Raw genomic sequence first — 24,644 nt, forward strand, 5'->3', positions numbered from 1 at the left:
CATGCAGGATGAACAGCGCAAGCTGCGGCAACTGGCCGCCGCGACGCGCTTGCGGGCGTTGCAGCGCGAAAAAGTTGCATTGAGTCACGCCGCCTGTTTACGCGAAGTGAGCGCGGCCGAGCGCCTGTTGGAAGCGGAACAGCAGCGCTATGGGCAACTGCAATCGGCGTTTGAACAACAAGGCCGCCCAGGCGCGGTGTTGGACCCGGCGCAATACGAGCAGCGCCTGCTGGCCCAGTCACACAGTTTTACCTCGTTGCAGGCGCGGGTGCAGGCCTTGGACGCAATGCAGCAAGAGGAGCGCGCGTGCCGGGCGCTGTTAGGGCGCCGCACGCTGGAAGTGCAAGTGACTGAAAAGGCCTTCAACGCGGTGCTGCGTGACGTGCAGCAGTCCCTGAGGGATCAGGAGTCCATCGACATCTTTGATGCGCAGCAGGCGCAGGGAGCGGGGCATGGGGCTTAACGTCGGAGTATCGCTGTGGGTTGCGCCTCCGGATGCGCAGGCGCCAGTGCCGCGTGACAATCCGCCCAAGGGGCAGACGTTCGCGCAAAGGGCGGGAGTTGAGCCGCAGGCGGCCAGGGCGGAGCAAGCGTTGACGACCACCAATGAGTCTTCGGCTCGCACGGCGGACCTGCTTGGCACCCAGCGCCTGCTGCAGACGAGTGTGGGGGCGCCTGAGCGTGGCGTGCTGTCGCTCTATGGTCTGGGGCTTCGCGCCGGAAACCATCTGTCGTATGTGCCGTCAGCTTTTGCGGCGACGACTCTCGCTGAACGCTGGACACCTACGGCGGATAACGCCCCCGCGCTGTATCAAACCGCAGGTCGCATGCAGATCCAAACGCTGCTGCCCTCAGTTGATGGCAACAACGCCCCTGAACGTACCGCCTTGCGGGTTGCCAGCGATGAGTTGGCTGAGGGCAACCCTGAGCTGCCTGGTAGTGCGCAGGTGTCGGCCTACCTGATGCGCAAGTGGCCCGAGCGGCATCTGCAGGTGCTGCCACGCGGTAAAGGCATCGAAGTGATCATCCGCGACTACCACCTGGGCCAGGAGGAACAGCAGGCCCTGGTGCAAGACCTGACGCGCCAGGCGCTGTGCCCGCAAAGCATCTGGATCAATGGCCGGCCCGTGTGGCAGGCCCCATCTCTCTCGCGGCATTCAACAGGCGACGCCCATGGCCATTGAAGCGATTGGCAATGAACTGAGTACCACCACCTCGGAGTTGGCGCAGAGCCGCCTGGGGCAGGAGGACTTCATCAAGCTGTTCCTCACCGAGTTGACCTTCCAGGACCCTCTGGAGCCGATCAACAACCGGGAATTTCTGGCGCAGATGGCGCAGTTCGCAAACCTTGAGCAAACCCGCGTCACCAATGAAAACACCAACAACCTGGTGTCCATGAGCGCCACGTCACAGTCGCTTGGGCTGCTGGGGCGTCAGGTGGAAATCAACATGACCACCGGCGGCAGCGTCATCGGCGCGGTATCGGCGATTGCGTTTTCCTCGACGGGACCGGTGCTCTCGATCAAAAAAGCCGACGGCTCCGTGTTGACGGACGTGCGTCTATCGCAAATCAAACTGGTCAGGCAGGGGGCGTGATGCTGCAAGCTTTCTATAACGGAATGAGTGGCCTGTTTTCCTTTTCCAAGGGGTTGGACAACGTTTCCAATAACGTCTCCAACATGAACACCCCTGGGTACCGCGGTAGCGACACGTTTTACCGCAGCGTCAACGGCCAGAACGGGCAGAGTTTCGGCGCCGGTATCGCCGGTACCGAGGTGCGGATCAAACCCGGCGAAAACCGCCAGACCGGCAACAACACCAACGTGGCCGTCAACGGTGCAGGTTACTTCGTGCTGCGCGACGCGCAAGGTGAACTGTCCTACACCCGCGCCGGGCAGTTCCAGGTGGACCAGGACGGCTATCTGGTAGACACCGTGACCCAGCTGAAAGTGGCCGGCATCGACTCGGCGGGCAACCTGCGCGATATCAACATCAAGGGCCAGCGCACCTTGCCGCCCCAGGCGACGACGCGCATCGAAATGGTCGGCGCGTTGGCGCGCAGCGGCCCCACCGATTCCACACACCAGATCAATTCGATCCAAGTGTTTGATGCGACGGGCGCCAGCCACACCCTGAGCGTCAAGTTCGAGCCGCAAGCCACACCGCCCAATAGCTGGAAAGTCAGCGTATCCGAGGCCAGTGGTGCGTTGCTGCAAAGCGGCACCATTGCCTTCGGCCCCGACGGCAGCCCCGTGGCAGGCTCCAATACTCTCAACTTCACCCTCACGGCCAATGGCGCCGCGCAGAGCATTCAGCTGGATTTTGGTACGCCCGGCAGTTTCAACCTGGCCTCACAAGTGGCCAGCGGTCCGAGCCATACCCTGGGCGCGCGGGTGGTCGACGGCAGTGCGATTGCAGGGTTGAGCAGTTACGCCTTCGATGAAAAAGGCGTGGTGCAATTTACCTATGCCAACGGTGAGAAGCGCAGCGGCGACCAATTGGCCCTGGCCGATTTTGCCGACGAGACCGCGCTGATTGCCGGCGCCAACTCGCAGTACAAAACACCTTCCACTCTGCGTGCCGAGTTTGGCCGGGCAGGTCAGGCGCAGTTCGGACGCATCCAGGGCGGTTACCTTGAGTTGTCCAACGTCGACCTGGCGCAGGAGTTCGGTGACATCCTCATTATCCAGCGCGGTTATCAGGCCAGTTCCCGGGTCATGACGGTCTCCAACGAGATGTTGGAGCAACTCTACAACGGCACTCGGGGTGGTTAATCAATGAGAACGTTGGGGTTTGTGGGTAAGCGTCGCTGGCACGAGGCGGCGCAAAAACTGCCACCGGCGGTGCAGGCATGGCGCGAGCAATGGTGCTTGAACCCAGTGGCAAAACCCTGGGTGGTCGAGTGCCTGGCGCTTGTCGAGGCAGATGACCCGGCGCGTGCACAAGGCCTGGAGTGGTTCAAGGCCGATGCCGCAGGCGCAGCGGTGTATGTGGCAGGCGACTGGGTGTCGTTGGTGTTTGGCGCGTTCGCCCAGGAGTTGCCCGCAGGCGAGACCGCGAATTATTTGCTGCACGAGGCCCGGCAAGCGCTGGTCAACGGCGTATTGGCGTCCATCGGCCACGTGCCCTCCACAGGGTTGGTCGCGACCGCTGCACACGCGCTCGGCAAACCGCTCAGCAGCGACATTGTAGTGCGTGTGCGTGTCGAGTCGTTTTGGGCTTATGTGGTGCTGGACGCTGCGTTGTTGAGCAGCGCGCTGGGGCCGCACGAGGTGAAACCGCCGCTGTTTCCCCGTCAGCAAGCGTTGGGCAATGCCAAGGTCAGGCTTTCCCTGCAGTTACCGCTGGCCAGCCTGTCTATTGGTGAGATGAACGACCTGCAGCCGGGAGACACCTTGCGCGCCCAGGCCCTGCTTTCCCAAGCCCTGCAATTGCGGGTGGGCCAGAGGGTGGTGGCGTCGGGGTATCTGGCCCGGCAGCAGGACCATCTCGCCGTACAACTGATTTCCGGCCAATAGCCCAAGGAATTTACGCATGACAGTGACAGTTGATTCAATCGAGTTGGAAGAGGCAAAAAGCGTCGCCAATGAAGGCATGCCAACGCTGATCAAGCGGGACATGAACCTGATCAAGCACGTGGTGGTGGAACTGGTGGTTGAATTGGGCAATGCGTCGATGAGTGTCGACGAACTGTTTGCGCTCAAAAGTGGCGATATCGTCAAGCTGTTGCAGCAAGTGCATGAACCCGCGTCGTTGTGCCTGGATGGCAAGGCCGTGGCACGCGGCAATCTGGTGGCGGTCGACGATAATTTTGGCATTCAGTTGACGCACATACTGTGACCACGCCAATCACTAGCCAGCCTTTAGGGTTGCCGCTGCGCCAGGACGACCCGCTGTCGTTTGTGCTCATGATCAAGGTGCTGTTGGTCACGGCGTTGTTATTGGCCATCGTGTACGGGGTCATGCGTTGGTACGCCAAGCGCCAGGCCCCAGGCAATGCCAGTGTTGCCTGCGCGCCATTGAACTGCACCCGGGCGCTGCGGTTGTCGAGCAAAACCAAGGTCTATCTGCTGAGCGCCGAGGGCGCTCAGGTATTGGTCACGGAGTCCTCCAACGGGGCCACAGTGACCGTGCTCGGTCAATCGGTCTCTGCACCCGCTGCACCCGCTGCGGATGTTCAATCGTGAAGGGCCGCGGCCTGGCGCTGGTGCTGCTGGGGTTATTGCCACTGAAGGCGCTGGCCGTCGACGACTTTTCTGAGTGGGGTAGCCTGCACATCAATCAGATCCAGTCGCCGACCAGTATTGTGGTACTGCTGACGGCACTTTCGTTTGTGCCCTTTATGGTGATTGCCCTCACCACCTTCACGCGAAATATCGTGGTGCTGTCACTGACGCGCCAAGCGCTTGGCCTGCAGCAAACGCCACCCAACATTGTGTTGATCGTGCTGTCGATGTTTCTGACCTTGTTTGCCATGGCGCCGACCCTGGAAAAAACCTACGACGTCGGCGTGCGACCGTTTCTGGCCAGCAAGCTGGGGTTGGAGGGCGCCGCGCAGCAGGGCTGGGTGCCGATTCGTGATTTTATGGTGCGCCAGACCCACGAGTCGGATCTGCGACTGGTCTACGAGCTGGCCAAGGCGCCGCTGCCCACAAGCCCGGATGGCCTGTCGCCAGTCAAACTGGTGCCGGCCTTCATGCTCAGCGAGCTGAAGGTGGCCTTTCAGATTGGCTTTATGATTTTCCTGCCTTTTCTGATCATTGACTTGGTGGTGGCGTCCATCCTGATGTCCCTTGGCATGATCATGGTGCCGCCTATCACCATTTCACTGCCGCTTAAAATCATGTTGTTCCTGCTCATCGATGGTTGGGGATTGATCGCCCAGACATTGATGCGTGGTTTGGGTTAGCCCGAGTCGACCCACTCCATGGAACCGGAAAAAGATTCTGACAAAACCGATGAGCTTTCTCTCTGGCAGGCTTGGCTGAGCGAAAAATCCAGCGATGCCCGCAGCCATCTGTTTTTCTTTTACGGGCAGTGGTTGCGCATGATTACGCGCTTGCTTTACGTGCGATATCCCCACCCGCTCGCCGAGTGGCACGACTACGTGAATTTGGCGTCTGTCGGCTTGCTGCAAGCCATCGACCGATTTAACCCGATATTGAAGACCCGCTTTCAGGCCTATGCCGAACCCTATGTGAAAGGCAGCGTACTCAAAGGCCTGGCGTGTTACGTACGTGATAGCCGAAAAATGTACCAGGACCGTCTTGTGAGCCTGTCTGGTAGTGAGGACGAAGACGCGAGCGATCTGGAGCGCGTTGCCAACGTAGCGATAGGATTAGCGTTTGGACTGTTCTTGGAGTCAGGCATCATTGATCATGAGCCTGAGGCCAGTAACCCTTTGAATGTGTATGAGGCGGAGCAAAACCATGACCACCTTAATGAATGCGTGAAACAGTTGCCGCCCAACGAACAGCGGGTAATCGTTGCTCATTACTATCAACACTTGAGCTTCACGGAGATCAGTGAGCTGATGGGCCTTTCAAAAGGAAGGATTTCACAGTTGCATGCTCAAGCGCTGAAACGTGTGCGGCAAAATCATGAGCATTTCATGAGCGGTGTCCGGTGGTAGGCATAAAGGGCGCTGGCCTTGAGAACCTCCCTGGCCAGCGCGCTGTACATCGTCAGGCGGTAGGTCTGACCCGGAAGGCCAGGAACACCGGACCGGCCGGGAAGGTGCTGACTTCCAGCTCATCCAGCGGGTTAAGCGTGCGCGTACGGCCTCCAGCGTTGCTGTAGATCGTATGGCTGCTCGATGTTGCGATGTTGATCCTGCCGGCGGCTGCCTGGATCAGAGTGACCTTGAAACCTTCAGCCACATCGTCACCCAGCGTAAGTGTGACGTCAGTGTTGCTGATGACCAGAATCGACTTACCTGAATCCGCCATGGTCAAGGGCCTGCTGGCCGTGATCGACACATTGGTGTGCACATGACCGCCGGCGTGGTAAGTGACCATCCTGGGGTCGGCGAAGACACGGGCGAAAGCGCCAACATAGTTGACACTGGTGCGCATGTCATCGAATTGCTCCACCACGAAGGTACCGACGCTACCGGAGACTTCAGAGCCAGGATCCAGTACCCATTTGCGTCCGATCATCAGCCCGATCTGGGTGTTGTCGCGTACACCTGCACGCATCTCTTCCAGAAACAGCGCACTGATCTGACCTCCACCTTTGCCCTGTGCATAGGTAAACCGTGCAATTGAGTGGCTGTCACCTGTCGGATTGGCCAGCGACGTATCGACTTTGTAATCGACAAAATCTGCCGAGACAACGGTGCTCGTGGTGTTGAGGTTGGGTAACCAAGAGAAATCCAGGACCCGTCCTGTTTTCACCTGCTCCAGTGAGGTGGTGGGTTGCGAAGTTGTGGTAGATCCTGAGTGCTTCAAATCATCGTTCATAATACTCATCCTTAAGTAAAATTCGTGCTTGAGTGCGGGTCGAAATAACCCTAGGCATATGACTGCCGTCATACAGCCACTTCACTACAGCGTAACGTCGCTTCATTTGATCCGGATCGAATGCGACTTCAGCGGCCATTACAAGTAGTGACTGTATATATATACAGTGCTCGTGGTTTGTCGTCACTCTTTTTTCGAGGGGCTGCTGGAGATTCAGGTTTGATGTTCAGCGCTCCGGTAAAGCCCGAGATGGATTTGGTCACCAGTTCGGCAGACTTGAATGCCAACCATTGCTCGGCCACGTAAGCGAAGGTGCGCTCTTCATTGAGCAACTGTGCCTCGATCTTGGCCTTGAGCGGAGCGGTGTGGTTAGCCACGTCGCGGCGTGCGCCGCGGGCAATGTCGCGCGCCTCCTTGAGACCAATGTCGGGGTAAGCGCCGATAGAGAAGCGGTTTTCCTTGCCATGCAGGCGATACTTCAATCGCCAGACCTTGCAAGGGGATTTGCCGACCTTGCTCGACGCCCTTACCTCCAAGTAGAGCCAAAAAACATTTTGACTGGGCTCTAGCGCAGTATTTTCAGGTCGGAAAAACTAAAATATGCCCCCAGTTTTGCCCCCAGTAGCGCGGGATATGCGGGCGATCGAGATTGGCGATCTCTGAGGCGGAGCAGGGTGGTCGTCGATGGCTTTCAGTGTAACTCCTCATCGGATCTGGCGGGGGGGCAGGGCGCATCAAGGACCAGCTAATCCGCTCTCGGTCGAGAACAGCTACTCCGATCGACTGTGTTCAACCTAATATTTGCATCCGCCTAATTGGTTTGCTGGGCTTGGAGGTATCTACGAAACCAAGAGCGATTCATTTTGAGCGCAGTGGTCTTCCTCTTTTGTCCAAGGCTGACGCGAACTTTGAGGGAGCGGATTTACCCGCGAACGCCAACAAAGCAGGTGCCATTAACCTCGGCTGCTTTGGGCTCGCGTTCTAGCAATAATCGACAGCTAATTCCGTCGTCAGCCGACTGTGGTTCTCCATACAAGCGCATCTGCGCACTCACTCCAGCGTGTTTCGCGTCAGGACGTGTGTCGCGCAATGACCCATTGCTTGAACATTCCGAAGGAGTGCTACGAACCTACGCATTGATAACGGTAAGGTTTGTATCGTCATTTCGTAACGAGACCGTCGGCAAAATAGGTTGCCAGTCAATCTCAGATTCCAAAATCTGAGTTTGATTGACAGGCTAGGGCTGAAAGTTCTCTCGATCTTTTTGATATCAAGGATGGATATGGTGAGGCGGTGGTTATCCCTGCTGGCAGTTTTTATGCTGCCACTGCTGTCGATGGTGTGCAGCGGGCAGGTCCGAGAAGTGCAGAGAGACCTCGATGCATTGAATGCTGAGCGTCCGATGCATGTGGCTATTTGGTATCCGGAAGGCGTCTGCACCGCAGGTGCGCAAGAGCTGTGCCTTGATAAGTCAGCGATTACTCATAAAGTCATCGTTGTTTCACATGGCAGCATGGGGGCGTCAGACGATTACGCCTGGGTTGGTAATGGCTTGGCATCCAAGGGGTACATTGTCGTTGGTCTGAATCATTTCGGTGAATCCCGGGTATACGGGAAGCACACACAGAGCTTGCGTGCCACGGGTATGGTGTGGGAGCGGGCGCTGGATGTGTCGCGGGTGCTGGATGCCCTGGCCAAACTGAATCTCTTTAAAAAAAGCGTCGCCTGGGACGACGCCATCGTCATTGGTCACTCCGCCGGCGGCCAGACTGCCGCGCTTCTGGCGGGAGCACGCTTTGATCTTCATGCGTTCGCCAAGTACTGCGAGTCCCTGCCAGACGGTGTTGATCGTTCGTGTTTTTACGCGCTGGATATCAAGCGAGCACCAAGCGCCTATATCGCGTTGTTCAACGGCAGCTACCGCGACCCGCGGGTCAGAAAAATAGTATTGCTTGACCCCGCCCTGGGCCCTGCATTGGTTGAGCAGTCCATGGCGGGTTCGCATATTCCAGCACTGGTGGTGGGGGCGCTGCACGATGACTTCCTGCCGTGGAGCCATTACGGTGCTCGCTATGCGTCGGCCATACCGGATGCAAAAACCCTGTTGCTGGAAGGCAACGAGGGGCACTTTGTGTTTCTTTCCGTTTGCCATTATGACGACAAGGTCAACGGTATCCCGCTCTGTACCGACAAAGCGGGAGTGGACCGCAAAGTCGTGCATGAGCGTTTGTTGTCTGGGCTGCTTGCTTTTGTTGCACCCGATGACGAGATCCCTCTGTCTGGAAAACGCGTAGTGCCCGCAATTGCCGATGTCCCGGCTGCAAAACTGACCGTGCTGGAAATCCTCAGCTACACCCCGCATTGGGTATTTGGTTTATTGTTCGCTCTTTGCGTATTGGGACTGATGCAGACACGTACGCGACAGGTGCGGTTCAGTCTCGCTTTGCTGCTCCCCATCGGGATGCTGATGTTGTCGGTGGCGGGAGTGTTTCAGTACACCGATTATTGGGGCGCCGGCTTTGGGTTCTGGCTTGCTGGCCTTGTTGCTATCGGTACGATCGCCTCGCGTTTTATGGATGCCAACTTCGTGACAAGGGAAAAGGCTTCGGGTCGACTGGTAATGCGCGGTAGTTGGGTCCCACTACTGGTCATCCTTGGCATTTTCATCACACGCTATCTGCTAGGTGTGGCCCAGGCCCTGCAGTTTCCGGCACTCAATCATTGGTCAGTGCAGATGCTGGTCGCAACTGGGTTGGGGGCGTGGAGCAGCTATTTCGCTTGTCGGGGTTGGAGCTGCTGGAGAGCAGCTCGCCTATAGCCTTGCATCTGAATGGACCCTGCCAGACGACGCCTAAAGACTCTCAGGGTCCCCAAAAAACATCTGAATCCGCGACCGCAGCCACCGCTCTCCCGGGTCGTTATCCTGCGACCCGCGCCAGGCCATATGCAGTTCAAAGCTACGCACCGGCAACGGCGGGTCTTCGGCCCGAAGGCCGCCCGCCGCTGTCAGGGCCTCGGCTGCATAATCCGGCACGGTGGCCAGAATGTCGGTGCCCGCCAGCAAGGTGCCCAGCCCATTGAACTGCGGCACAGCCAGTACCACGTGGCGTTTTCGATTGAGCTTTTCCAACTCTTCGTCAATAAACCCGCTCAGGTCGCCCGCGAAGGACACCAGGGCGTGGGGGCGCGCGCAGAAGTCGTCCAGGCTCAGCGAGCCGGGCACGCTGTCGGCACGCAGCAGTTTTGGCAGGCTGCGACGCAGCACTTTGCGCTTGGCATTGGCCGGCAGGTCGGCGGTGTAGCTGACGCCGATGGAGATCTCACCGGAGGCCAGGAGGCCCGGCATCAGGATGTAGTTGACGCGGCGCACCACCAGCACGATGCCGGGGGCTTCGGCACGCAGGCGTTTGAGCAATTGGGGAAGCAGGGCGAATTCGACGTCGTCGGACAGGCCGATACGGAACACGGCGGTGCTGGTGGCCGGGTCGAACTCGGCGGCACGGCTCACGGCGGTGGAAATCGAGTCCAGGGCCGGGGAGAGCAGGGCGAAGATTTCTACAGCGCGTGCCGACGGCTCCATGCTGCGCCCGGTGCGCACAAACAGCGGGTCATCAAACAGCCCGCGCAGACGCGACAAGGCCGCACTGATGGCCGGCTGGCCGAGGAACAGCTTCTCGGCGGCGCGGGTCACGCTGCGCTCATGCATCAAGGTTTCGAATACGATCAAGAGGTTAAGGTCGACACGACGCAGGTCGTTACGGTTCATCTTGTGTCCTGGAAGAGTCAGCAAACTTGACGTGAACGGCCATATTCAGAACCCTCAGGTTCCACTTAGACGCATGACCGGCATGAATCTTACGGGGAAAGGCTGGTACTCTGCACAAGATAATTGAGTTTTCCTACAGGAGTTGAGGTCTATTCCTCGGTTGCGGAATCAATGACAGGCATGTCGACTATTAACGCCGACCGATGGCCTTAGCTGGAAAGCCCAGATAGAGTTCATGGCATTAGAGGTTACTTTGACGAGGTTTGCGATGTCCCGCACGATCCGTTTTCACAAGTTTGGTCCGGCCGAGGTGCTCAAATGCGAAGAGCATGCAGCCGCACAGCCCGCACCGGGCGAAGTGCAGGTGCGTGTCGAAGCGATTGGCATCAGCTGGTATGACATTTTGTGGCGCCAGAACCTGGCGTCCTCGCATGCACGTTTGCCGTCCGGCCTTGGTCATGAAATGGCCGGTGTGGTCGTCGCCCTCGGTGAGGGCGTGGATGATTTGGCTGTGGGCGATAAAGTGGCCAGTTTTCCGGCCGAGAGCCCCAATGATTACCCGGTGTATGGCGAGCAGATCGTCTTGCCCCGTTCGGCCTTGACCCGCTACCCGGACGTCTTGAGCCCGATTCAAGCCAGCGTGCACTACACGCCGCTGCTGATTGCCTACTTTGCGTACATGGATCTGGCGCGGGTCAAGCCCGGTCAATTTGCCTTGGTGACCGACGCCAGCCACTGCGCCGGTCCCTCGTTCGTACAGCTGGGCAAGGCCTTGGGTGTGCGGGTGATTGCCGCGACCAAGGACAGCGCGGAGCGTGAGTACTTACTGTCCCTGGGGGCGGAGAAGGTCATCGTCACCGAAGAGCAGGACTTGCTCATGCAAATCAACAAGTACACCGATAACCGCGGCGTGGATGTGGTGTTCGATGGCTTGGGCGGCCCGCAGATGTCATTGCTGGGCGATGTCCTGGCGCCGCGTGGCAGCCTGGTGCTCTATGGCCTGCAAGGCGGCAACCAGACGCCATTCCCGGCGTGCGCAGCCTTCCAGAAGAACATTCAATTCTTCGTGCACTGTATCGGTAACTTCACCGGAAAGCCGGAACTGGGCATCATTCAGGACCATGTGGCGTTGCAACGTGCGTTGCGCGATATCAACCAACTGACGGCCGATCGGGTGTTGGTGCCACTGAAAACCACGGTGTTTGCGTTCAACCAGTTCGTGGAAGCGCACCGTTATATGGACGAATGTCCGTGCCGTGAGCGTGTTGCGTTGCAGGTTGAAGCTGTTTGAGATGTAGGAATATTCGCAAATAAGTCTTCAAAACCCCGGGCGCATGGGGCAAATGCGCCATTTGAAAGGGTTTAACCCGCGCGGTGGCTGAAACGCGCAGGTGCCCGTCAGTCCTGTAAACGATACCTTTCTCCCCGGCGCCGCCCTGAAATTCAGCGCGGCGTTCTTGTGTGTGCCGCTTCAACGTAATTCCTGATAACTGTCTGAACTGGTTTTCGGCCAGGTTCTGTATCTGTTATTCATTATTTCAGTCCTGATAATTGGTGCTTCACTTTCAACTCAAGGACTGAGTAATGAATGACAATCTGATACGGCGGCCGGTACTTCCCGCCATGACGCGTGATGCAGTGCTTATCCAGCTCCGAGGAAGCGGGGCCTTTCACGGCGGATATCAATCAATACGCAAACGAAGATCAAAGTTTAGTGGTTTTTATTTGTCGGATGGCTCTTTTAAGCCATGGTTAAAGGGTTGTAGGAGTTTGTCTGAATATTCCTAGGAGCACTGCTGTAATGGGCTGGATGCTTGTTGCACAGGCTTTCGGCGCCGCGAGTGCTCTCGGACGTGCGAAGTACGCAGTCCATCGGTTTGTTGCAAGATGCTAGTGTTTTTTATCGCGAACACTTCGCCACGGGCAACGTCATTACACATGCAAGAGATCGGGCAACTACGCTCGGTAGTTGTTTGAAACTGATATTTCAACTCAGGTAGTAGAGCTATGAGCGCTATTCACGAACAGGCTATGAATTATGTTTACCAGCAAGTTCAACAACGCTTAGTCGGGTATTTCACACGTGCGGAGCGCACAGCACTTCAATTGTTGATTCAGCGTATCGTCGTGGCCGCAGGCGGAATGGAGCAAGTGGGGGATTACAAAGTGCTGGTGGCCCACGGCGGCGGCGAAGTCAGCAGCTACACCCTGGCACTGCTGCGTGCCGCACAACTGAGTATTGCCGGGCGATCGCCCAGGACGTTCCAGCTACGGGTCGCCACGCTGTGCCACGCAGGCATGACTCAAGACACCCTCGACGCGATTCACCGCGGTTACAGCCGATTGTTTTTCCACGATGACCACCGCGTCGAGCTGCTGATGGTCGACAACGAACAGGTGCTGCCCTTCAATCACCAGCGTCCGGTATCCGGCCATGCCTGTGAAACCCACCAGCGCAACATGTTGATGGTGGGGCATCTGACCTCCGGCGATATTCGCGCCACCCTGTGCAACGAGACCTACTTGGCCCTGGGTGATTTCTATCAGCGTGTCACGGCCTGGAAAGGCGGCGTGCATGCATTGGTCAGCGGCGATTCCACGCGTAAACAGAGCCAGCTCCTCGCCTGGCTGAAAAAGGCCGCCCAAGCCAGGGGTGTCAGCCCCCCGAAGGGCCAGCCTTCCTCACTCAACGGGCTGTTCAAGCGCATGGATGAATGGAGCGGCGACTTCTACCGCGACCTGTACGGCGAGCACTACGTGCCAAAGGCCGACATCAGCTCGGGTGGGCACCGCAACTTGGCGTACATCGGAATGGCCGACCTGCTCGAGGGTATCGAGCGCGCTCGTGCACCGTTGCTCACCGAGTTCATGGACTACACACCGGACCCGCTGGGCTTTCATTTCAGCCACCCAGCCTTTGCCAATCCGTTGTTGATGGCGCACCTGCGAGGCCTGCAGGCCGAATGCCTGCGTGAGTTGCGTTACGAGGAGGGCGTCGATGAGTTCCTGGTGCTCGCGCGTGAGTACCTGCGGCGTCGGCATGTTCCCGAAGAGCTGGTGACCCGGGCCGTCAACCGCGAGGAGCGCGTCGTGTCGAGCACTTACGCCCAGCAGTTCTTCGGCCTGGATGAAAGCCAACTGACCTGCCTGTTGTTTTCACCCTTTATCCATCACGGTGAGCGACTGGAAGGTTACTTGCGTCAGTGCCACCCCGGAATGCTGGTGGCGTTGCCCGAACTGCACAAGATGCTGCAGGGCAAGCCCGCCGCCGAGATGCTGCAGCAATGGGTGGCCGACGCCAGTGGGCTGCCGCTGTCCTTGCTTCAACACCTGTACCGCAAGCGGCCGATGACGCTTGCCCCTGGTGGCATACGTAGCGGTTTAACGCAAAGGCCGATGGCCAGTGGCAGCATGGCCTGTCAGCTGTCCGGCCGATGACGCTGCGAGGGGCGCGGCAAGTAGACTTCGCTTATCAGGCGGTCTATCGCTACATGATCAACTTGATCAATGAGGTCAGTAGCGATGCTCGGGTGAAACTGCCGTCGTTGCGCCAGTTATCCCAGCGTCTGAATGTATCGATCTCCACCATTCAATACGCGTACTCGCTGTTGGAGAAAGAGGGCCGGGTGTATTCGGTGGCCAAGTCGGGCTATTACGCTTGGCCGCTGGCGGGTAGCCCGGACACATGGCCCAGTGGGGATTTACTCGAACGCCTCTATGTGGCGGCTCGCCGCCCAGGCATGGTGGTACTCAGCGGCGATGAACCTGCGTTGCTGGCGTCGCTGGACGGCACCATGCTGGGGCTGGAGCGCGAGCTGGTGCGCCAGTATCCGCGTCATTTGCAGCCGTGGTCCCAGCCATGTGGCGTTTGGGAACTGAGAGCGGCGCTGGCGGCACGCTATACCACATCGCCGACGCGTTGCTGGCACGCCGACGACGTGTATATCGGTGCTGACCTGCGAGGCGTGCTCGACATTCTCATCGAGGTGTTGGGCTTGCGGGGCTCCACGGTGATCGTCGAGTCGCCCTGCGACTGGCTGATCCTGCGCGTGCTGCAGGATGCCGGGGTGCGCATCCTCGAGTGGCCCTGGGGCGACGATGGCAGCCTGGACCTGGTGACGCTCGAAGGGATGCTGCGCAGTGAGCCGGTGCAGCTGGTGTTGCTGTCATCGTCGGTCAGCCTGCCGTCGGCGGTTGCGATGCAGCCTCGCGACCGCCTGGGCGTGGCGAAACTGCTTGACCAGTACGATTGCTGGCTGCTCGAAAACGACACCTGCGGTGAGCTGGGTTTCAAGCCGCCCCAGGCGGCACTGCGCGACCTCGTCAACCCTGAACGGTTGGTGGTGTTTTCCTCATTCGAGAAAATACTCGGGCCAGAGGCGCCTTTTGGTTATGCGCTGTCGCGGCACCGGAGCGGCGAATTGCAGCGCCAGTTCCTGTTGCGTTCGTTCCGGTTGTCCTCCATTCGCCAACGCGCGATTGCACGCTTGTATCAGAGTGGGCGAATCGACCAGCACCTGCACGACTTGCGCCGGTTGCTGCGTGAACAGGCGAGCGAAATGAGCCAGTACCTGGACCGGCATCTGGGTGATCAAGTGAGCTATCGGATGCCCGCAGGGGGTGGCGCGTTCTGGTTAAGCTCTACTCAAACAGTGGACATGCGCCAGGTATTCCAGCACTTGCTGGCGCGGCAGGTGGTGATTGCGCCCGGAGAACTGTTCAGCATCGGCGGCTTGCATCATCAGCACCTGCGTTTAAGCCATACTTTCCATGGCCAGCCCAACCTGGAGATTGCCCTGGCGACACTGGGCGAGGCGCTGCGACAGGCACAGATTGCCTAAGCGCATGAAATTTCTCTTGCCGCTGTAGGATCGATACCGTCGCGCAGTAGTCCAACTCTCAGTAAACTGTCATTTTTTCCGAATCCTTCTTTATCGAGGTTTATGCATGACAATCAGTCCTTTTGCGGGCAAGCCGGCCCCAGCTCAGTTGCTGGTGGATATCCCGCGACTGGTCACGGCCTATTACACAGGCCAGCCTGATGCAGCGATCTCCACACAGCGTGTGGCCTTTGGTACCTCCGGGCACCGCGGTAGCTCGTTTGAGCTGAGCTTCAACGAATGGCATGTGCTTGCCATCAGCCAGGCCATCTGCCTGTACCGTGAAGCCCAAGGTATCAATGGTCCTTTGTTCGTCGGCCTGGACACCCACGCGCTGTCGACACCTGCCGGTGCCAGCGCCCTGGAAGTCCTGGCGGCCAACGGTGTGCACGTCATGCTGGCCGAAGGCGATGAATACACACCAACCCCGGCCATTTCTCACGCCATCATTTGCTACAACCGTGGCCGTACCACTGGCCTGGGGGACGGCATCGTGATTACGCCGTCGCACAACCCGCCACAAAGCGGTGGCTACAAGTACAACCCACCCAACGGCGGCCCGGCCGATACCCACGTGACCAAGTGGATCGAAGCCAAGGCCAACGAGCTGCTGGCCAACAAACTGGCCGGGGTCAAACGCATCACCCACGCCCAGGCGCTCAAGGCGGATACCACGCACCGCCACGACTACCTCAACAGCTACGTGGCCGACCTGGTCAATGTGATCGACATGGACGCCATCCGCAGCGCCGATCTGCGTCTGGGTGTCGATCCGCTGGGTGGTGCAGGGGTGCGCTACTGGTCGGCGATTGCCGAGCACTACCGTTTGAACCTGGATGTGGTGAACACCGAAGTGGACGCCACGTTCCGTTTCATGAGCGTCGATTGGGACGGCCAGATCCGCATGGACCCGTCCTCCAGCTATGCCATGCAAGGCTTGATCGGCCTCAAAGAGCGCTTTGACGTGGCCTTCGCCTGCGACCCGGACCACGACCGCCACGGCATCGTCACTCCGTCCGGTGGCCTGCTGGCACCGAACAACTACCTGGCAGTGTCCATTGATTACCTGTTCCAGAACCGTCCTGACTGGCGTGCTGACGCGGCCGTGGGCAAGACCGTGGTCAGCAGCGGCTTGATTGATCGCGTCGCCGCCCGTATCGGTCGTCGCCTGTACGAAGTGCCGGTCGGCTTCAAGTGGTTTGCCGATGGCTTGTTCGAAGGTTCGCTGGGCTTTGGCGGCGAAGAAAGCGCTGGCGCCTCGTTCCTGCGTAAAGACGGCACCGTGTGGAGCACCGACAAGGACGGCCTGATCCCAGCTTTGTTGGCGGCGGAGATGACCTCGCGCAAAGGCCAGGACCCAAGCCAGATCTACCGTGGCCTGACCGACGCCCTGGGCGAGCCGTTCGCGATTCGTGTGGATGCCAAGGCCACCCCGGCGCAGAAGGCCTTGTTGGGCAAACTGTCGCCGGAGCAGGTCACGTCCACGCAATTGGCCGGGGAGAGCATCCAACAAATCCTTAGCCATGCGCCGGGTAATAACCAGGCCATTGGCGGTTTGAAAGTGATGACCGAAAACGGCTGGTTCGCCGCGCGGCCATCGGGCACCGAGGACATCTACAAGATCTACGCCGAGAGCTTTATTGGCGAAGATCACCTCAAGCAGTTGGTGGAAGAAGCACAGGTGCTGGTAGACGGCGCCATCAGCCAGTAATTACGCCAAACCAAAAGTGGGAGGGGCTTGCTCCCTCCCACTTTTTTGCTTGGCGCAAAGCGTCACATCAGGCCAGGTCGACCAACACGATTTCGCTGTCTTCAATCGCCGTCACCCGCAACACCTGCTCATCCTCAACCGCCACACCGTCTCGAGCTTGCGCCCGTAAGCCATTGACCTCAATCACCCCCGTCGCTGGCACCAGATACGCCCGACGTCCGCTGTCCAGCCGATACTCGGCACTCTCACCCGCTTTCAGGTTGGCTGCCACCAGGCGTGCATCGGCACGAATGCGCAGGCTTTCACTGTCACCGGCTTTGCCGCTGGCCAATGTCACAAACCCCTCGCGATCACCCTTCGGAAAAGGTTTGGCACCCCAGGAGGGCGGCAAGCCGGCTTCATTCGGGATGATCCAGATCTGGAAAATCTTGGTCGGCGTGGCTTCCAGGTTGTATTCGCTGTGGGCAATCCCGGTGCCGGCACTCATTACCTGCACGTCGCCGGCCTCGGTACGGCCCTTGTTGCCCAGGTTGTCGGCATGGCTGATGGCGCCTTCACGCACATAAGTGATGATTTCCATGTCGCGGTGCGGGTGCTGCGGGAAGCCGGTACCTGGCGCGATGATGTCATCGTTCCACACCCGCAGATTGCCCCAGTGCATGCGCCTGGGGTCGTGGTATTCGGCGAATGAAAAGTGATGATGAGCGTCGAGCCAGCCATGATGTGCGCCGCCCAGGGTATTGAAAGGTCGAAGTTCAAGCATGATCGTCTCCTGTTGATGCGCCCATCATCCTGCAGTTCAAGATCGATAAAAAGCGTAAAAAATGCCTGATTCCTATCAGTTGATTCGATTGGTTGCTGGGGTTTTGACTTTTACTTCGTCGCCTAACTGCATGACGTCAAAGCAATTGGCTGGAACTGAGCGCCGATTCCGGCGACCATGGCGCCTTCGCCAAAACCAACCTCATCGCTGGAGTCCGCGTGCCGCAACAAACGCCTGATCTGCCCCCCGAACTGCGCCCGATAAACGAAATGCCTTGGCTCAAACGCCTTGCCGCGCATTTGTTTGGCCATGGCCTCACGCGCCTGCGTGCGCAGCATCGGTTTTCGTGGCTGCACGGTCAGGCTGATGGGTTCCGCAGCGGGCATGAGGCGGGTGTGGAGTATGGTTATCGCGAGGGCAAGGCCGACGGTATAGAGGAAGGTCGGCAGGTGTTGCTGATCCGCGACTTCCGCCCTGATGAGCACCGTGCACCGGGTGTGGATGACAGTTTGTTCGACGACTGGCGGCTGCCACTCACCGCCGAGGTGAAGAAGCGCATGAAGGCTGATGTGGCGCGCTTGCTGCCGGCCCATGCACAGCCAAGTGCCGCGCAATGGAAGATGATCTTCAGCGACACACCCTCGACCTCAGTGATTGCGGGCGCGGGTGCTGGCAAGTCCACCTCGCTGGTGCTGCGCATACTGCTGCTGACCCATTACTTGGGCTTTGAGCTGAGCTCGATGACCGTGGTGACGTTCACCCGCGAGTCGCGCAAGGACTTCATCAACAAACTCATGGAAATTCTCGGCCTGTGGGGCCAACCCCTTGGCTTTAAAGACGCTCAGGCGGTGGTGCGCACCTTTCACTCGCGCATTCTGCCGATGGTCCGCAGCCTGCCGGGGTTTGAACGGCTGCAAGCCTTCGAAAACCTCAGCAGCGGTGTCGAGGACGCCGACAGCAACCCATTCGACCTGCGTATCAGCGACGCCCAGCGCCAACAGATGAATGCCTGTTATCACCGGCTGCATGGCCGCCATGAGCGCTTTCGCGAGCTGATTACCCCGTTGGCGCGTCACGGCCTGCAACTCAAGGAGTTGGAGCGCGATCACCCGGACGTACAGAAGCGGGTGGCCGTGACCGAGCTGGCAGCCAAGCGCGATGAAGAACTCTGCGATGTGATCGAGGACCTGTGGTTTCGCGCTGGCGCCTGGCCGATCAAGGGCATTGAGCCCAGCCGCCAGACGTTCGAAATCAACGGCGCGCAGTTTCATTGCCACGGTTATATCCCGGAACTGGATGCCTGGGTCATGCTGGGTTTCGATTCGCGGGAAAATGCCCAGGTCAGTCGCCAAAACGCGAAACTATCGGTACGCGCGGAGTGGGCGGTAAAGCGCACCCTGTTTCAAGCTTTCTGCCGTAAGCCTTTGATATGGATAGATAGTTACGAATCGTCAAAGCGTCTTTTAAGCAGCCTTGCCGGTGACGCCGCCGCCGGGCCCGGTTTTGATTACAAGGTCAAAGGTGAGCTGTCGTCGGCGCCGCTGTTGGACAGTTTTGTCATGGCGGCCGGGTTTATTGAGAACCTCGGGTTGGACGTACCGACGGCTGTTGGCCAAATGAGCTTCGCCAAGGACGACCCGGACCGGTTCTTCTTTGAAGCCCTGAGTATTTTCTGGAAGGCCCTGGAAGACCACCTGCTGGATCAATCCCCGCCAATCATGACCTACAACCGGATGTTCTCGCTGTTCGGCGAAAACACCCCGGAGAACCTCAAGTTGCTCAGCGACCCGCTGCTGCGGCCGATGTCGCACCTCATGATTGATGAGTTTCAGGATGTCTCACCGCAGATCGTCTCCTGGCTGCGGGCCAGCCTGCGCGAGGTCCGTAGCCGTGGCCCGGCGATGCACGTGGGCCGTGGCGCACAACGCTCTTCCTTGTTGTGCGTGGGCGATGACTGGCAGTCGATCTATGGCTGGCGCGGTAGCTCGCCCAAGTATTTTATGGCGTTCAACAAGGAATTCCCGTCGCCGAGCACCACCCGCGTGATGCTCAGTGAGAATTACCGCAGCCATCAGCACATCATCGACGCCGCCGAGCATATCGTGCGTGCCGCACCGGCGATCCCCGGCAAGAAGGCCAAAGCCAGTGGCGAACCCAAGGCACCGGTGCCTGTTGCGGTGCTGGAGCGGGACGATGCTGCGTTGGGTCGCCGGTTGCTGGAGCACTATCAAAAAGGCGAATCAGTGTTAATGCTTTATCGAAAAAGTAGCGATAAGTTACTGATTCAAGAGCATATTCAGTCGGTAGTTAATGTGGATTCTAGTTTGCCGCCGCACGCGCGCCGCTTGAAGCAACTGACCTATCACAGCGCCAAAGGCCTGCAAGCGGATGCGGTATTCCTGCTTGGGGATTGCCAACACGTTACGAGTTCGCCCTACAAGAACCAGGTCTACCGCATGGCGGGACTGGGCAATGAGGGTGAAACCGAGCCGTATGACGCTGCACAAAAAGACGAAGTGCTGCGTCTGGCCTATGTCGGGATTACCCGTGCGGTGAGCCATTGCTATTGGTATGTGGAGAAGCCGGAAGGCCAGGGCGTGAATGTGCCCCGGGCGTCAGAGCGAGTCGACGGCAGAAAAGCGTTTTTTGACGATCAGCGTAATCAGTAGATACACGCAATCCTCCTGTGGGAGCGGGCAAGCCGACTCCCACAGGCTGATCTCTTCTGTTTGATCGATCGGTTCAAGCCCGCAAGGACAGCGGTGGCACGAAACTCTCCAGCTCATCCTCTACCGCCTCGATGATCCGCTCCACATCGGCGGCATTCATCACGGTCGCGCAGGGGATGCCGGCAATGGCAATCAATGTTTCGCCCGTGCCACGGTCGAACAGACGGGCGACCATACTGCCAGGGGCGTCCATGCTCCCCTCAAAGCCCACCGGATGAAAATGCCAGCGCATCAGCTGGCACGCGTTGGGGAACGTCACTTTGTTCATGTTGCCCACCTTGTTCATTGAGCGCTTCCTTTAGCTCGCGGCAGGGGGCCAGGACCGTCACTGGTCATGGCATCGACTCACTTCAAAATAGCATCCGTTCGCAAGTCGACGGTGAGTTTTTTGGCCCCGTTCGGCGGTTCTCTTCCGTTAGGTTGATGTAGGTCACGTCCTACTACAAACTAGGCAAAAGGCCACTAGCCAGAAGTTCCGTTTGGCCATTGAAGGGCCCGCTAAAATTGGGCAATCTCAGTCGTTTATCCGTCACCGAGCCTTACATGCCCAACATCGCCCCAGACGATGCTTGCCAAAACACTCACGCCACCGGCGAGCTGGTCTTGCGCCACCATTTGTGTTGGCGGCATCGAGACCTGGATGGCGTCATGTCCTACTACCACCCCGACATCCAGTACCACGACTTCTTCCAGAACCGCGTCGTCGGTTACGCCGAGTTGCGTGATTACCTGCAAGCCAGCATGCCCCGTGGCGCCGATGAGGCGATTCAGCACACCGACCGTATCCGCGCCGACGGCGACACTGCGTTTATTCAGTACCGCATTACTTTGCGCGGCGGGCAGGGCCTGGTGTCGTTTCGCACCAGCGAAGCCATCACCGTGCGCGATGGCCTGATCTGGCGTGTAAACGAGTATGCGTCCCTGGTCCACGAGCAGCCCACCCAGGCCATGCGCCCGACGGTCAGCCGCTTGGGCCTGTCCCCCCAGCAATTGGGGCATATGGCCAAAGACCTGCAGCAATACTTCGAACTCAAGCAACCCTACCTGGACCCGGAACTGGATTTGCAGCGGGTGGCCAAGGAAGTTGGCTACAGCCGCAATCAGATTTCTTACCTGCTGAACCAGGTGCTGGGGCAGAGCTTCTACCGCTACGTCAACCAGGCCCGGCTCCAGCATTTGCTGGCCGCGCTGGAGACCGCCGTGCCGCCGATCAAAGTCGATGACCTGGCATTCGCTGCCGGCTTCAACTCGCTGTCGGCGTTCTACAGTGCGTTTCGCCAGCACACTGGCCAATCGCCGAAGGCTTACGTCAAACAAATTTCCCTGCGTGCACGCGCGCAAGACAGCCAATAACACCGCGCTCTAGGATCCAGCCTATCGAAACGAGGTTGGGGAATTGGCATGCCGGCATGGCGCACTATCAGTTTATGGATGGACCAGTTGGACGAGCCGCTGCAAGCGCGGCCGTCGCTTGAGCATGACCTGGACGTCAATGTGGCCATTATCGGCGCCGGGTACACCGGCCTGTGGACCGCTTATTACCTGAAACGCCAGGCCCCCGAGTTGAAAATCGCGATTATCGAGGCGCAGACCGCAGGCTTCGGCGCTTCGGGCCGCAACGGTGGCTGGCTGATGGGCAACTTGCTGGGTGAAGACCGCCTGCTGGCCGGGCTTTCACCGCAACAGCGCCGTGCTTCATTTGACCTGCTGCACGGCATCCCCGATGAAGTGGCCCGGGTGCTGGCCCGCGAAGGCATCGATTGCGACTACCGCAAGGGTGGCGCGCTTTACTGCGCCGCGCGTTACCCCGAGCAAGAAGGCAGCCTGCGGCGTTACCTGGACAAGCTCTATGCCCAAGGCCTGACCGAAGCCGATTACCGCTGGCTGAGCCCGCAACAACTGGCCGAACAGATCCGCATCGCCAAGCCCTATGGCGGTATTTATGCGCCCCATGTCGCGACCATCAACCCCGCCAAGCTGGTGCGCGGCCTGGCGAACGTGGTGGAGGGCATGGGCGTCACCATCTACGAAAACAGCCCGGTCACCCATTGGCAATCCGGCAGTCTGCGCACCGCGAATGCCAGTGTGCGCGCAGCGTGGGTGGTGCCGGCGGTTGAGGGCTACGCCACTACCTTGCCGCCGTTGGGGCGCTATCAGTTGCCGGTACAAAGCCTGATTGTCGCCACCGAGCCGCTGCCCGCCAGCACCTGGGATGAAATTGGCTTGAGCCATGGCCAGGCGTTTGGCGAGAGCAGTCGGCAGGTCACCTATGGCCAGCGTTCAGCCGATAACCGTTTGGTATTCGGCGCCCGTGGCGGCTACCAGTTCGCCGGTAAGTTGCGCCACAACTTCGACCTGACCGACAGCGAAGTGGAGTTGCGTCGGTACCTGTTTGGCGAACTCTTCCCACAGCTTAAGAACGTAAAGATTACGCACTCCTGGGGCGGCAACCTCGGCATGTCGCGTAACTTCCGGCCGCACATGTTGTGCGACCACAAGACCGGCATCGCGCTGTCCGGCGGTTATGGCGGGGAGGGCGTAGGCGCCACCAACCTCGGCGGCCGCACCCTGGCCGATCTGATTCTCGGCCTCGACACACCCTTGACCACGCAGCCCTGGGTGATCCGCGAACGTGGCCTGGACGCGCTCAAAGCCTGGGAGCCCGAGCCATGCCGCTGGCTGGGCTACAACGCGATCATTCGCAGTTTTGTCCATGAAGACCAGGTGTTGGCCAACCCCAGTACCGCGCTTTGGCGCCGCAAGTTGGCGACCGGCGTGGCGGGGTTCATGGAAAGTTTCATGCACTAAGACGTTTCACTCACACGAGAAGCCCCATGAGCATCACTCAATTCAAAGACGCGCTGAATGCCCACTTGCCGGACTCATCACCTGTGGCCGTGCCCTTGGGCGAGCCCATCGCCGTGGCCTCGACCTTGAGCGTAGAGCGTAACGACGGCGTCGAAACCGGCATCTGGGCATGCACGCCAGGGCGCTGGCGTCGGCAGATCAAATCCCAGGAGTTTTGCCACTTTATCCAGGGCCGCTGCACCTTCGCCCCCGACAACGGTGAAGTCGTCCACCTACAAGCCGGCGATGCACTGATGTTGCCGGCCAACAGCACCGGGGTCTGGGATATCCAGGAAACCGTGCGCAAGACCTACGTATTGATTCTGTAACGCTTTGATCCTTGATCGCCTGCCATAAAAACAGCCCTAAAACCGCCAGGAAATCGAACCATGAAAGCCATTGCCCTGTTGCCCTTGATGTTGGTGGCCTCTATCAGCCAGGCCGCCGAGACGGTGAAGATCTACAACTGGTCGGACTACATCGCACCGGACACCACCAAGAACTTCCAGAAAGAAACCGGCATCGGTTTCACCTACGACGTGTACGACAGCAACGAAACCCTCGATGGTAAGTTGATGACCGGCAAATCCGGCTACGACGTGGTGTTCCCGTCCAACCATTTCATGGCCCGGCAGATCCAGGGCGGCGCCCTGAAAAAGCTCGACAAGCGCCAACTGCCCAACTGGAAAAATCTCAACCCGGTGTTGCTCAAGGCCCTGGAGAACAACGACCCGGGCAATACCCATGGCTTCCCGTACCTGTGGGGCAGCACCGGCATTGGCTACAACATCGACAAGGTCAAGGCGGTACTGGGCGACAACGCGCCGGTGGACTCCTGGGACTTGATCTTCAAGCCCGAAAACATGGCCAAGTTGCAGAAGTGCGGGGTCGCGATCCTCGACAACGGCCCGGAACTGCTGCCGGCCGCGCTCAACTACCTGGGCTTGCCGCACCACAGCAAGAAGGCCGAGGACTACAAGAAGGCCGAAGACCTGCTGATGAAAGTGCGGCCGTATGTGGCGTACTTCCACTCCTCGAAATACACCGCCGACCTGGCCAACGGCGATATTTGCGTGGCCGTCGGGTTCTCCGGCGACATCCTGCAGGCCGAAAGCCGCGCCAAGGAAGCCAAGAACGGCGTGAACATTGGCTACAGCATTCCCAAGGAAGGCGCGGCCATCTGGTTCGACATGGTCGCCATGCCCGCCGATGCGCCTGACGAAAAAGCCGGTTATGCGTTCATGAACTACCTGCTGCGCCCGGACGTGATGGCCGGCATCACCAACTACGTGCGCTACGCCAACGGCAACGCGGCGGCCGATAGCCTGGTGGACCCGGCGATCAAAGCCGACACCAAGGTGTACCCGAGCCCGGAAATGATGGGCAAGTTGTTCGCGCTGGAGGCGATGCCGCTGAATATCGACCGGATTCGTACGCGGGTGTGGAACACCATTCGTACCGGGCGCTAGGCAGAACGCAGCACCCCT

At 59.1% G+C, this 24,644-nt stretch carries 23 protein-coding genes and 1 pseudogene; 19 read left to right on the forward strand and 5 right to left on the reverse strand.

The features are described from left to right. The first annotated feature begins 1 nt into the window (after position 1). Genes ACLBW8_RS04875 through ACLBW8_RS04915 form a run of 9 tightly spaced genes read left to right on the forward strand, consistent with a single transcriptional unit; the run spans position 2 to position 5,632 of the window. Positions 2–463 (forward strand): hypothetical protein, encoded by a 462-nt coding sequence (locus ACLBW8_RS04875; RefSeq protein WP_447804736.1) that lies wholly within the window; start codon positions 2–4, stop codon positions 461–463. After that, positions 453–1,184: a hypothetical protein gene (locus ACLBW8_RS04880; protein ID WP_447804737.1), complete on the forward strand. Its 732-nt coding sequence runs from the start codon at positions 453–455 to the stop codon at positions 1,182–1,184. The genes ACLBW8_RS04875 and ACLBW8_RS04880 overlap by 11 nt, the downstream gene beginning before the upstream one ends. Then, positions 1,174–1,596 (forward strand): flagellar hook assembly protein FlgD, encoded by a 423-nt coding sequence (locus tag ACLBW8_RS04885; protein WP_447804738.1) that lies wholly within the window; start codon positions 1,174–1,176, stop codon positions 1,594–1,596. Before ACLBW8_RS04880 ends, ACLBW8_RS04885 begins: the two co-directional genes overlap by 11 nt. After that, entirely contained in the window at positions 1,596–2,774 is a 1,179-nt protein-coding gene (flgF, locus tag ACLBW8_RS04890; RefSeq protein ID WP_447805020.1) for a flagellar basal-body rod protein FlgF, read from the forward strand. Before ACLBW8_RS04885 ends, flgF begins: the two co-directional genes overlap by 1 nt. Before the next feature lie 3 nt (positions 2,775–2,777). Beyond that, entirely contained in the window at positions 2,778–3,518 is a 741-nt protein-coding gene (locus ACLBW8_RS04895) for a FliM/FliN family flagellar motor C-terminal domain-containing protein (RefSeq protein WP_447804739.1), read from the forward strand. Between the two features lie 16 nt (positions 3,519–3,534). Next, on the forward strand, positions 3,535–3,840 hold the full coding sequence (locus ACLBW8_RS04900) for a FliM/FliN family flagellar motor switch protein (RefSeq protein ID WP_200624706.1): 306 nt from the start codon (positions 3,535–3,537) through the stop codon (positions 3,838–3,840). Beyond that, entirely contained in the window at positions 3,837–4,187 is a 351-nt protein-coding gene (locus ACLBW8_RS04905) for a hypothetical protein (protein ID WP_447804740.1), read from the forward strand. The genes ACLBW8_RS04900 and ACLBW8_RS04905 overlap by 4 nt, the downstream gene beginning before the upstream one ends. Further along, a complete protein-coding gene (fliP, locus tag ACLBW8_RS04910; RefSeq protein ID WP_447804741.1) occupies positions 4,184–4,909 on the forward strand; it encodes a flagellar type III secretion system pore protein FliP in 726 nt (241 codons plus the stop codon). Before ACLBW8_RS04905 ends, fliP begins: the two co-directional genes overlap by 4 nt. A gap of 18 nt (positions 4,910–4,927) precedes the next feature. After that, a complete protein-coding gene (locus ACLBW8_RS04915; protein ID WP_447804742.1) occupies positions 4,928–5,632 on the forward strand; it encodes a sigma-70 family RNA polymerase sigma factor in 705 nt (234 codons plus the stop codon). 52 nt (positions 5,633–5,684) lie between these two features. On the opposite strand, the gene ACLBW8_RS04920 is transcribed toward ACLBW8_RS04915, so the two are convergent. After that, positions 5,685–6,461 (reverse strand): hypothetical protein, encoded by a 777-nt coding sequence (locus ACLBW8_RS04920; protein WP_447804743.1) that lies wholly within the window; start codon positions 6,459–6,461, stop codon positions 5,685–5,687. A 224-nt stretch (positions 6,462–6,685) separates the two neighbouring features. Then, a pseudogene (locus tag ACLBW8_RS04925) lies at positions 6,686–7,003 on the reverse strand (Arm DNA-binding domain-containing protein); the annotation flags it as partial. Positions 7,004–7,779: 776 nt separating this feature from the next. Here ACLBW8_RS04925 and ACLBW8_RS04930 point away from each other — a divergent pair. Further along, positions 7,780–9,279, forward strand: coding sequence for a DUF6622 family protein (locus tag ACLBW8_RS04930; protein WP_447804744.1), 1,500 nt, complete (start codon positions 7,780–7,782; stop codon positions 9,277–9,279). Between the two features lie 33 nt (positions 9,280–9,312). Here the strand turns inward: ACLBW8_RS04930 and ACLBW8_RS04935 are convergent, their stop codons facing one another. Then, the gene (locus ACLBW8_RS04935) at positions 9,313–10,227 is read right to left on the reverse strand and encodes a LysR family transcriptional regulator (protein ID WP_259745962.1); all 915 of its coding nucleotides are present in this window, start codon (positions 10,225–10,227) and stop codon (positions 9,313–9,315) included. Between the two features lie 268 nt (positions 10,228–10,495). Here ACLBW8_RS04935 and ACLBW8_RS04940 point away from each other — a divergent pair, with 268 nt between their 5' ends. From ACLBW8_RS04940 to pgm, 4 genes are all read left to right on the forward strand, one after another. After that, the gene (locus tag ACLBW8_RS04940; RefSeq protein WP_064452306.1) at positions 10,496–11,518 is read left to right on the forward strand and encodes a zinc-dependent alcohol dehydrogenase family protein; all 1,023 of its coding nucleotides are present in this window, start codon (positions 10,496–10,498) and stop codon (positions 11,516–11,518) included. A gap of 716 nt (positions 11,519–12,234) precedes the next feature. Beyond that, positions 12,235–13,665, forward strand: coding sequence for a hypothetical protein (locus ACLBW8_RS04945; RefSeq protein WP_447804745.1), 1,431 nt, complete (start codon positions 12,235–12,237; stop codon positions 13,663–13,665). Then, positions 13,662–15,068, forward strand: a complete 1,407-nt coding sequence (locus ACLBW8_RS04950; protein ID WP_447804746.1) for an aminotransferase-like domain-containing protein — start codon at positions 13,662–13,664, stop codon at positions 15,066–15,068. The genes ACLBW8_RS04945 and ACLBW8_RS04950 overlap by 4 nt, the downstream gene beginning before the upstream one ends. A gap of 106 nt (positions 15,069–15,174) precedes the next feature. Continuing rightward, positions 15,175–16,818 carry a phosphoglucomutase (alpha-D-glucose-1,6-bisphosphate-dependent) gene (gene pgm, locus ACLBW8_RS04955; RefSeq protein ID WP_447804747.1) on the forward strand — a complete coding sequence of 548 codons (1,644 nt, stop codon included), beginning with the start codon at positions 15,175–15,177 and terminating at the stop codon, positions 16,816–16,818. A 67-nt stretch (positions 16,819–16,885) separates the two neighbouring features. Here the strand turns inward: pgm and ACLBW8_RS04960 are convergent, their stop codons facing one another. After that, the gene (locus tag ACLBW8_RS04960; protein WP_447804748.1) at positions 16,886–17,581 is read right to left on the reverse strand and encodes a pirin family protein; all 696 of its coding nucleotides are present in this window, start codon (positions 17,579–17,581) and stop codon (positions 16,886–16,888) included. A 218-nt stretch (positions 17,582–17,799) separates the two neighbouring features. Between ACLBW8_RS04960 and ACLBW8_RS04965 the strand changes: the two genes are divergently transcribed. Further along, positions 17,800–20,250, forward strand: coding sequence for a UvrD-helicase domain-containing protein (locus ACLBW8_RS04965; protein ID WP_447804749.1), 2,451 nt, complete (start codon positions 17,800–17,802; stop codon positions 20,248–20,250). Between the two features lie 73 nt (positions 20,251–20,323). Here the strand turns inward: ACLBW8_RS04965 and ACLBW8_RS04970 are convergent, their stop codons facing one another. Continuing rightward, positions 20,324–20,596, reverse strand: coding sequence for a DUF1652 domain-containing protein (locus ACLBW8_RS04970; RefSeq protein ID WP_064452312.1), 273 nt, complete (start codon positions 20,594–20,596; stop codon positions 20,324–20,326). Positions 20,597–20,853: 257 nt separating this feature from the next. On the opposite strand from ACLBW8_RS04970, the gene ACLBW8_RS04975 reads away from it, so the two are divergent. From ACLBW8_RS04975 to ACLBW8_RS04990, 4 genes are read left to right on the forward strand one after another with little or no spacing between them, the layout of a single operon-like run. Next, complete coding sequence (locus ACLBW8_RS04975) at positions 20,854–21,663, forward strand: helix-turn-helix domain-containing protein (RefSeq protein WP_447804750.1); 810 nt, start codon at positions 20,854–20,856, stop codon at positions 21,661–21,663. Positions 21,664–21,711: 48 nt separating this feature from the next. Next, entirely contained in the window at positions 21,712–23,118 is a 1,407-nt protein-coding gene (locus tag ACLBW8_RS04980) for an NAD(P)/FAD-dependent oxidoreductase (RefSeq protein ID WP_447804751.1), read from the forward strand. 26 nt (positions 23,119–23,144) lie between these two features. Further along, positions 23,145–23,486 carry a cupin domain-containing protein gene (locus ACLBW8_RS04985; RefSeq protein ID WP_447804752.1) on the forward strand — a complete coding sequence of 114 codons (342 nt, stop codon included), beginning with the start codon at positions 23,145–23,147 and terminating at the stop codon, positions 23,484–23,486. Between the two features lie 60 nt (positions 23,487–23,546). Then, positions 23,547–24,626, forward strand: a complete 1,080-nt coding sequence (locus ACLBW8_RS04990; protein ID WP_447804753.1) for a polyamine ABC transporter substrate-binding protein — start codon at positions 23,547–23,549, stop codon at positions 24,624–24,626. The last annotated feature ends 18 nt before the right edge of the window (positions 24,627–24,644 follow it).

It is taken from the genome of Pseudomonas sp. M5A4_2d (assembly GCF_053345295.1).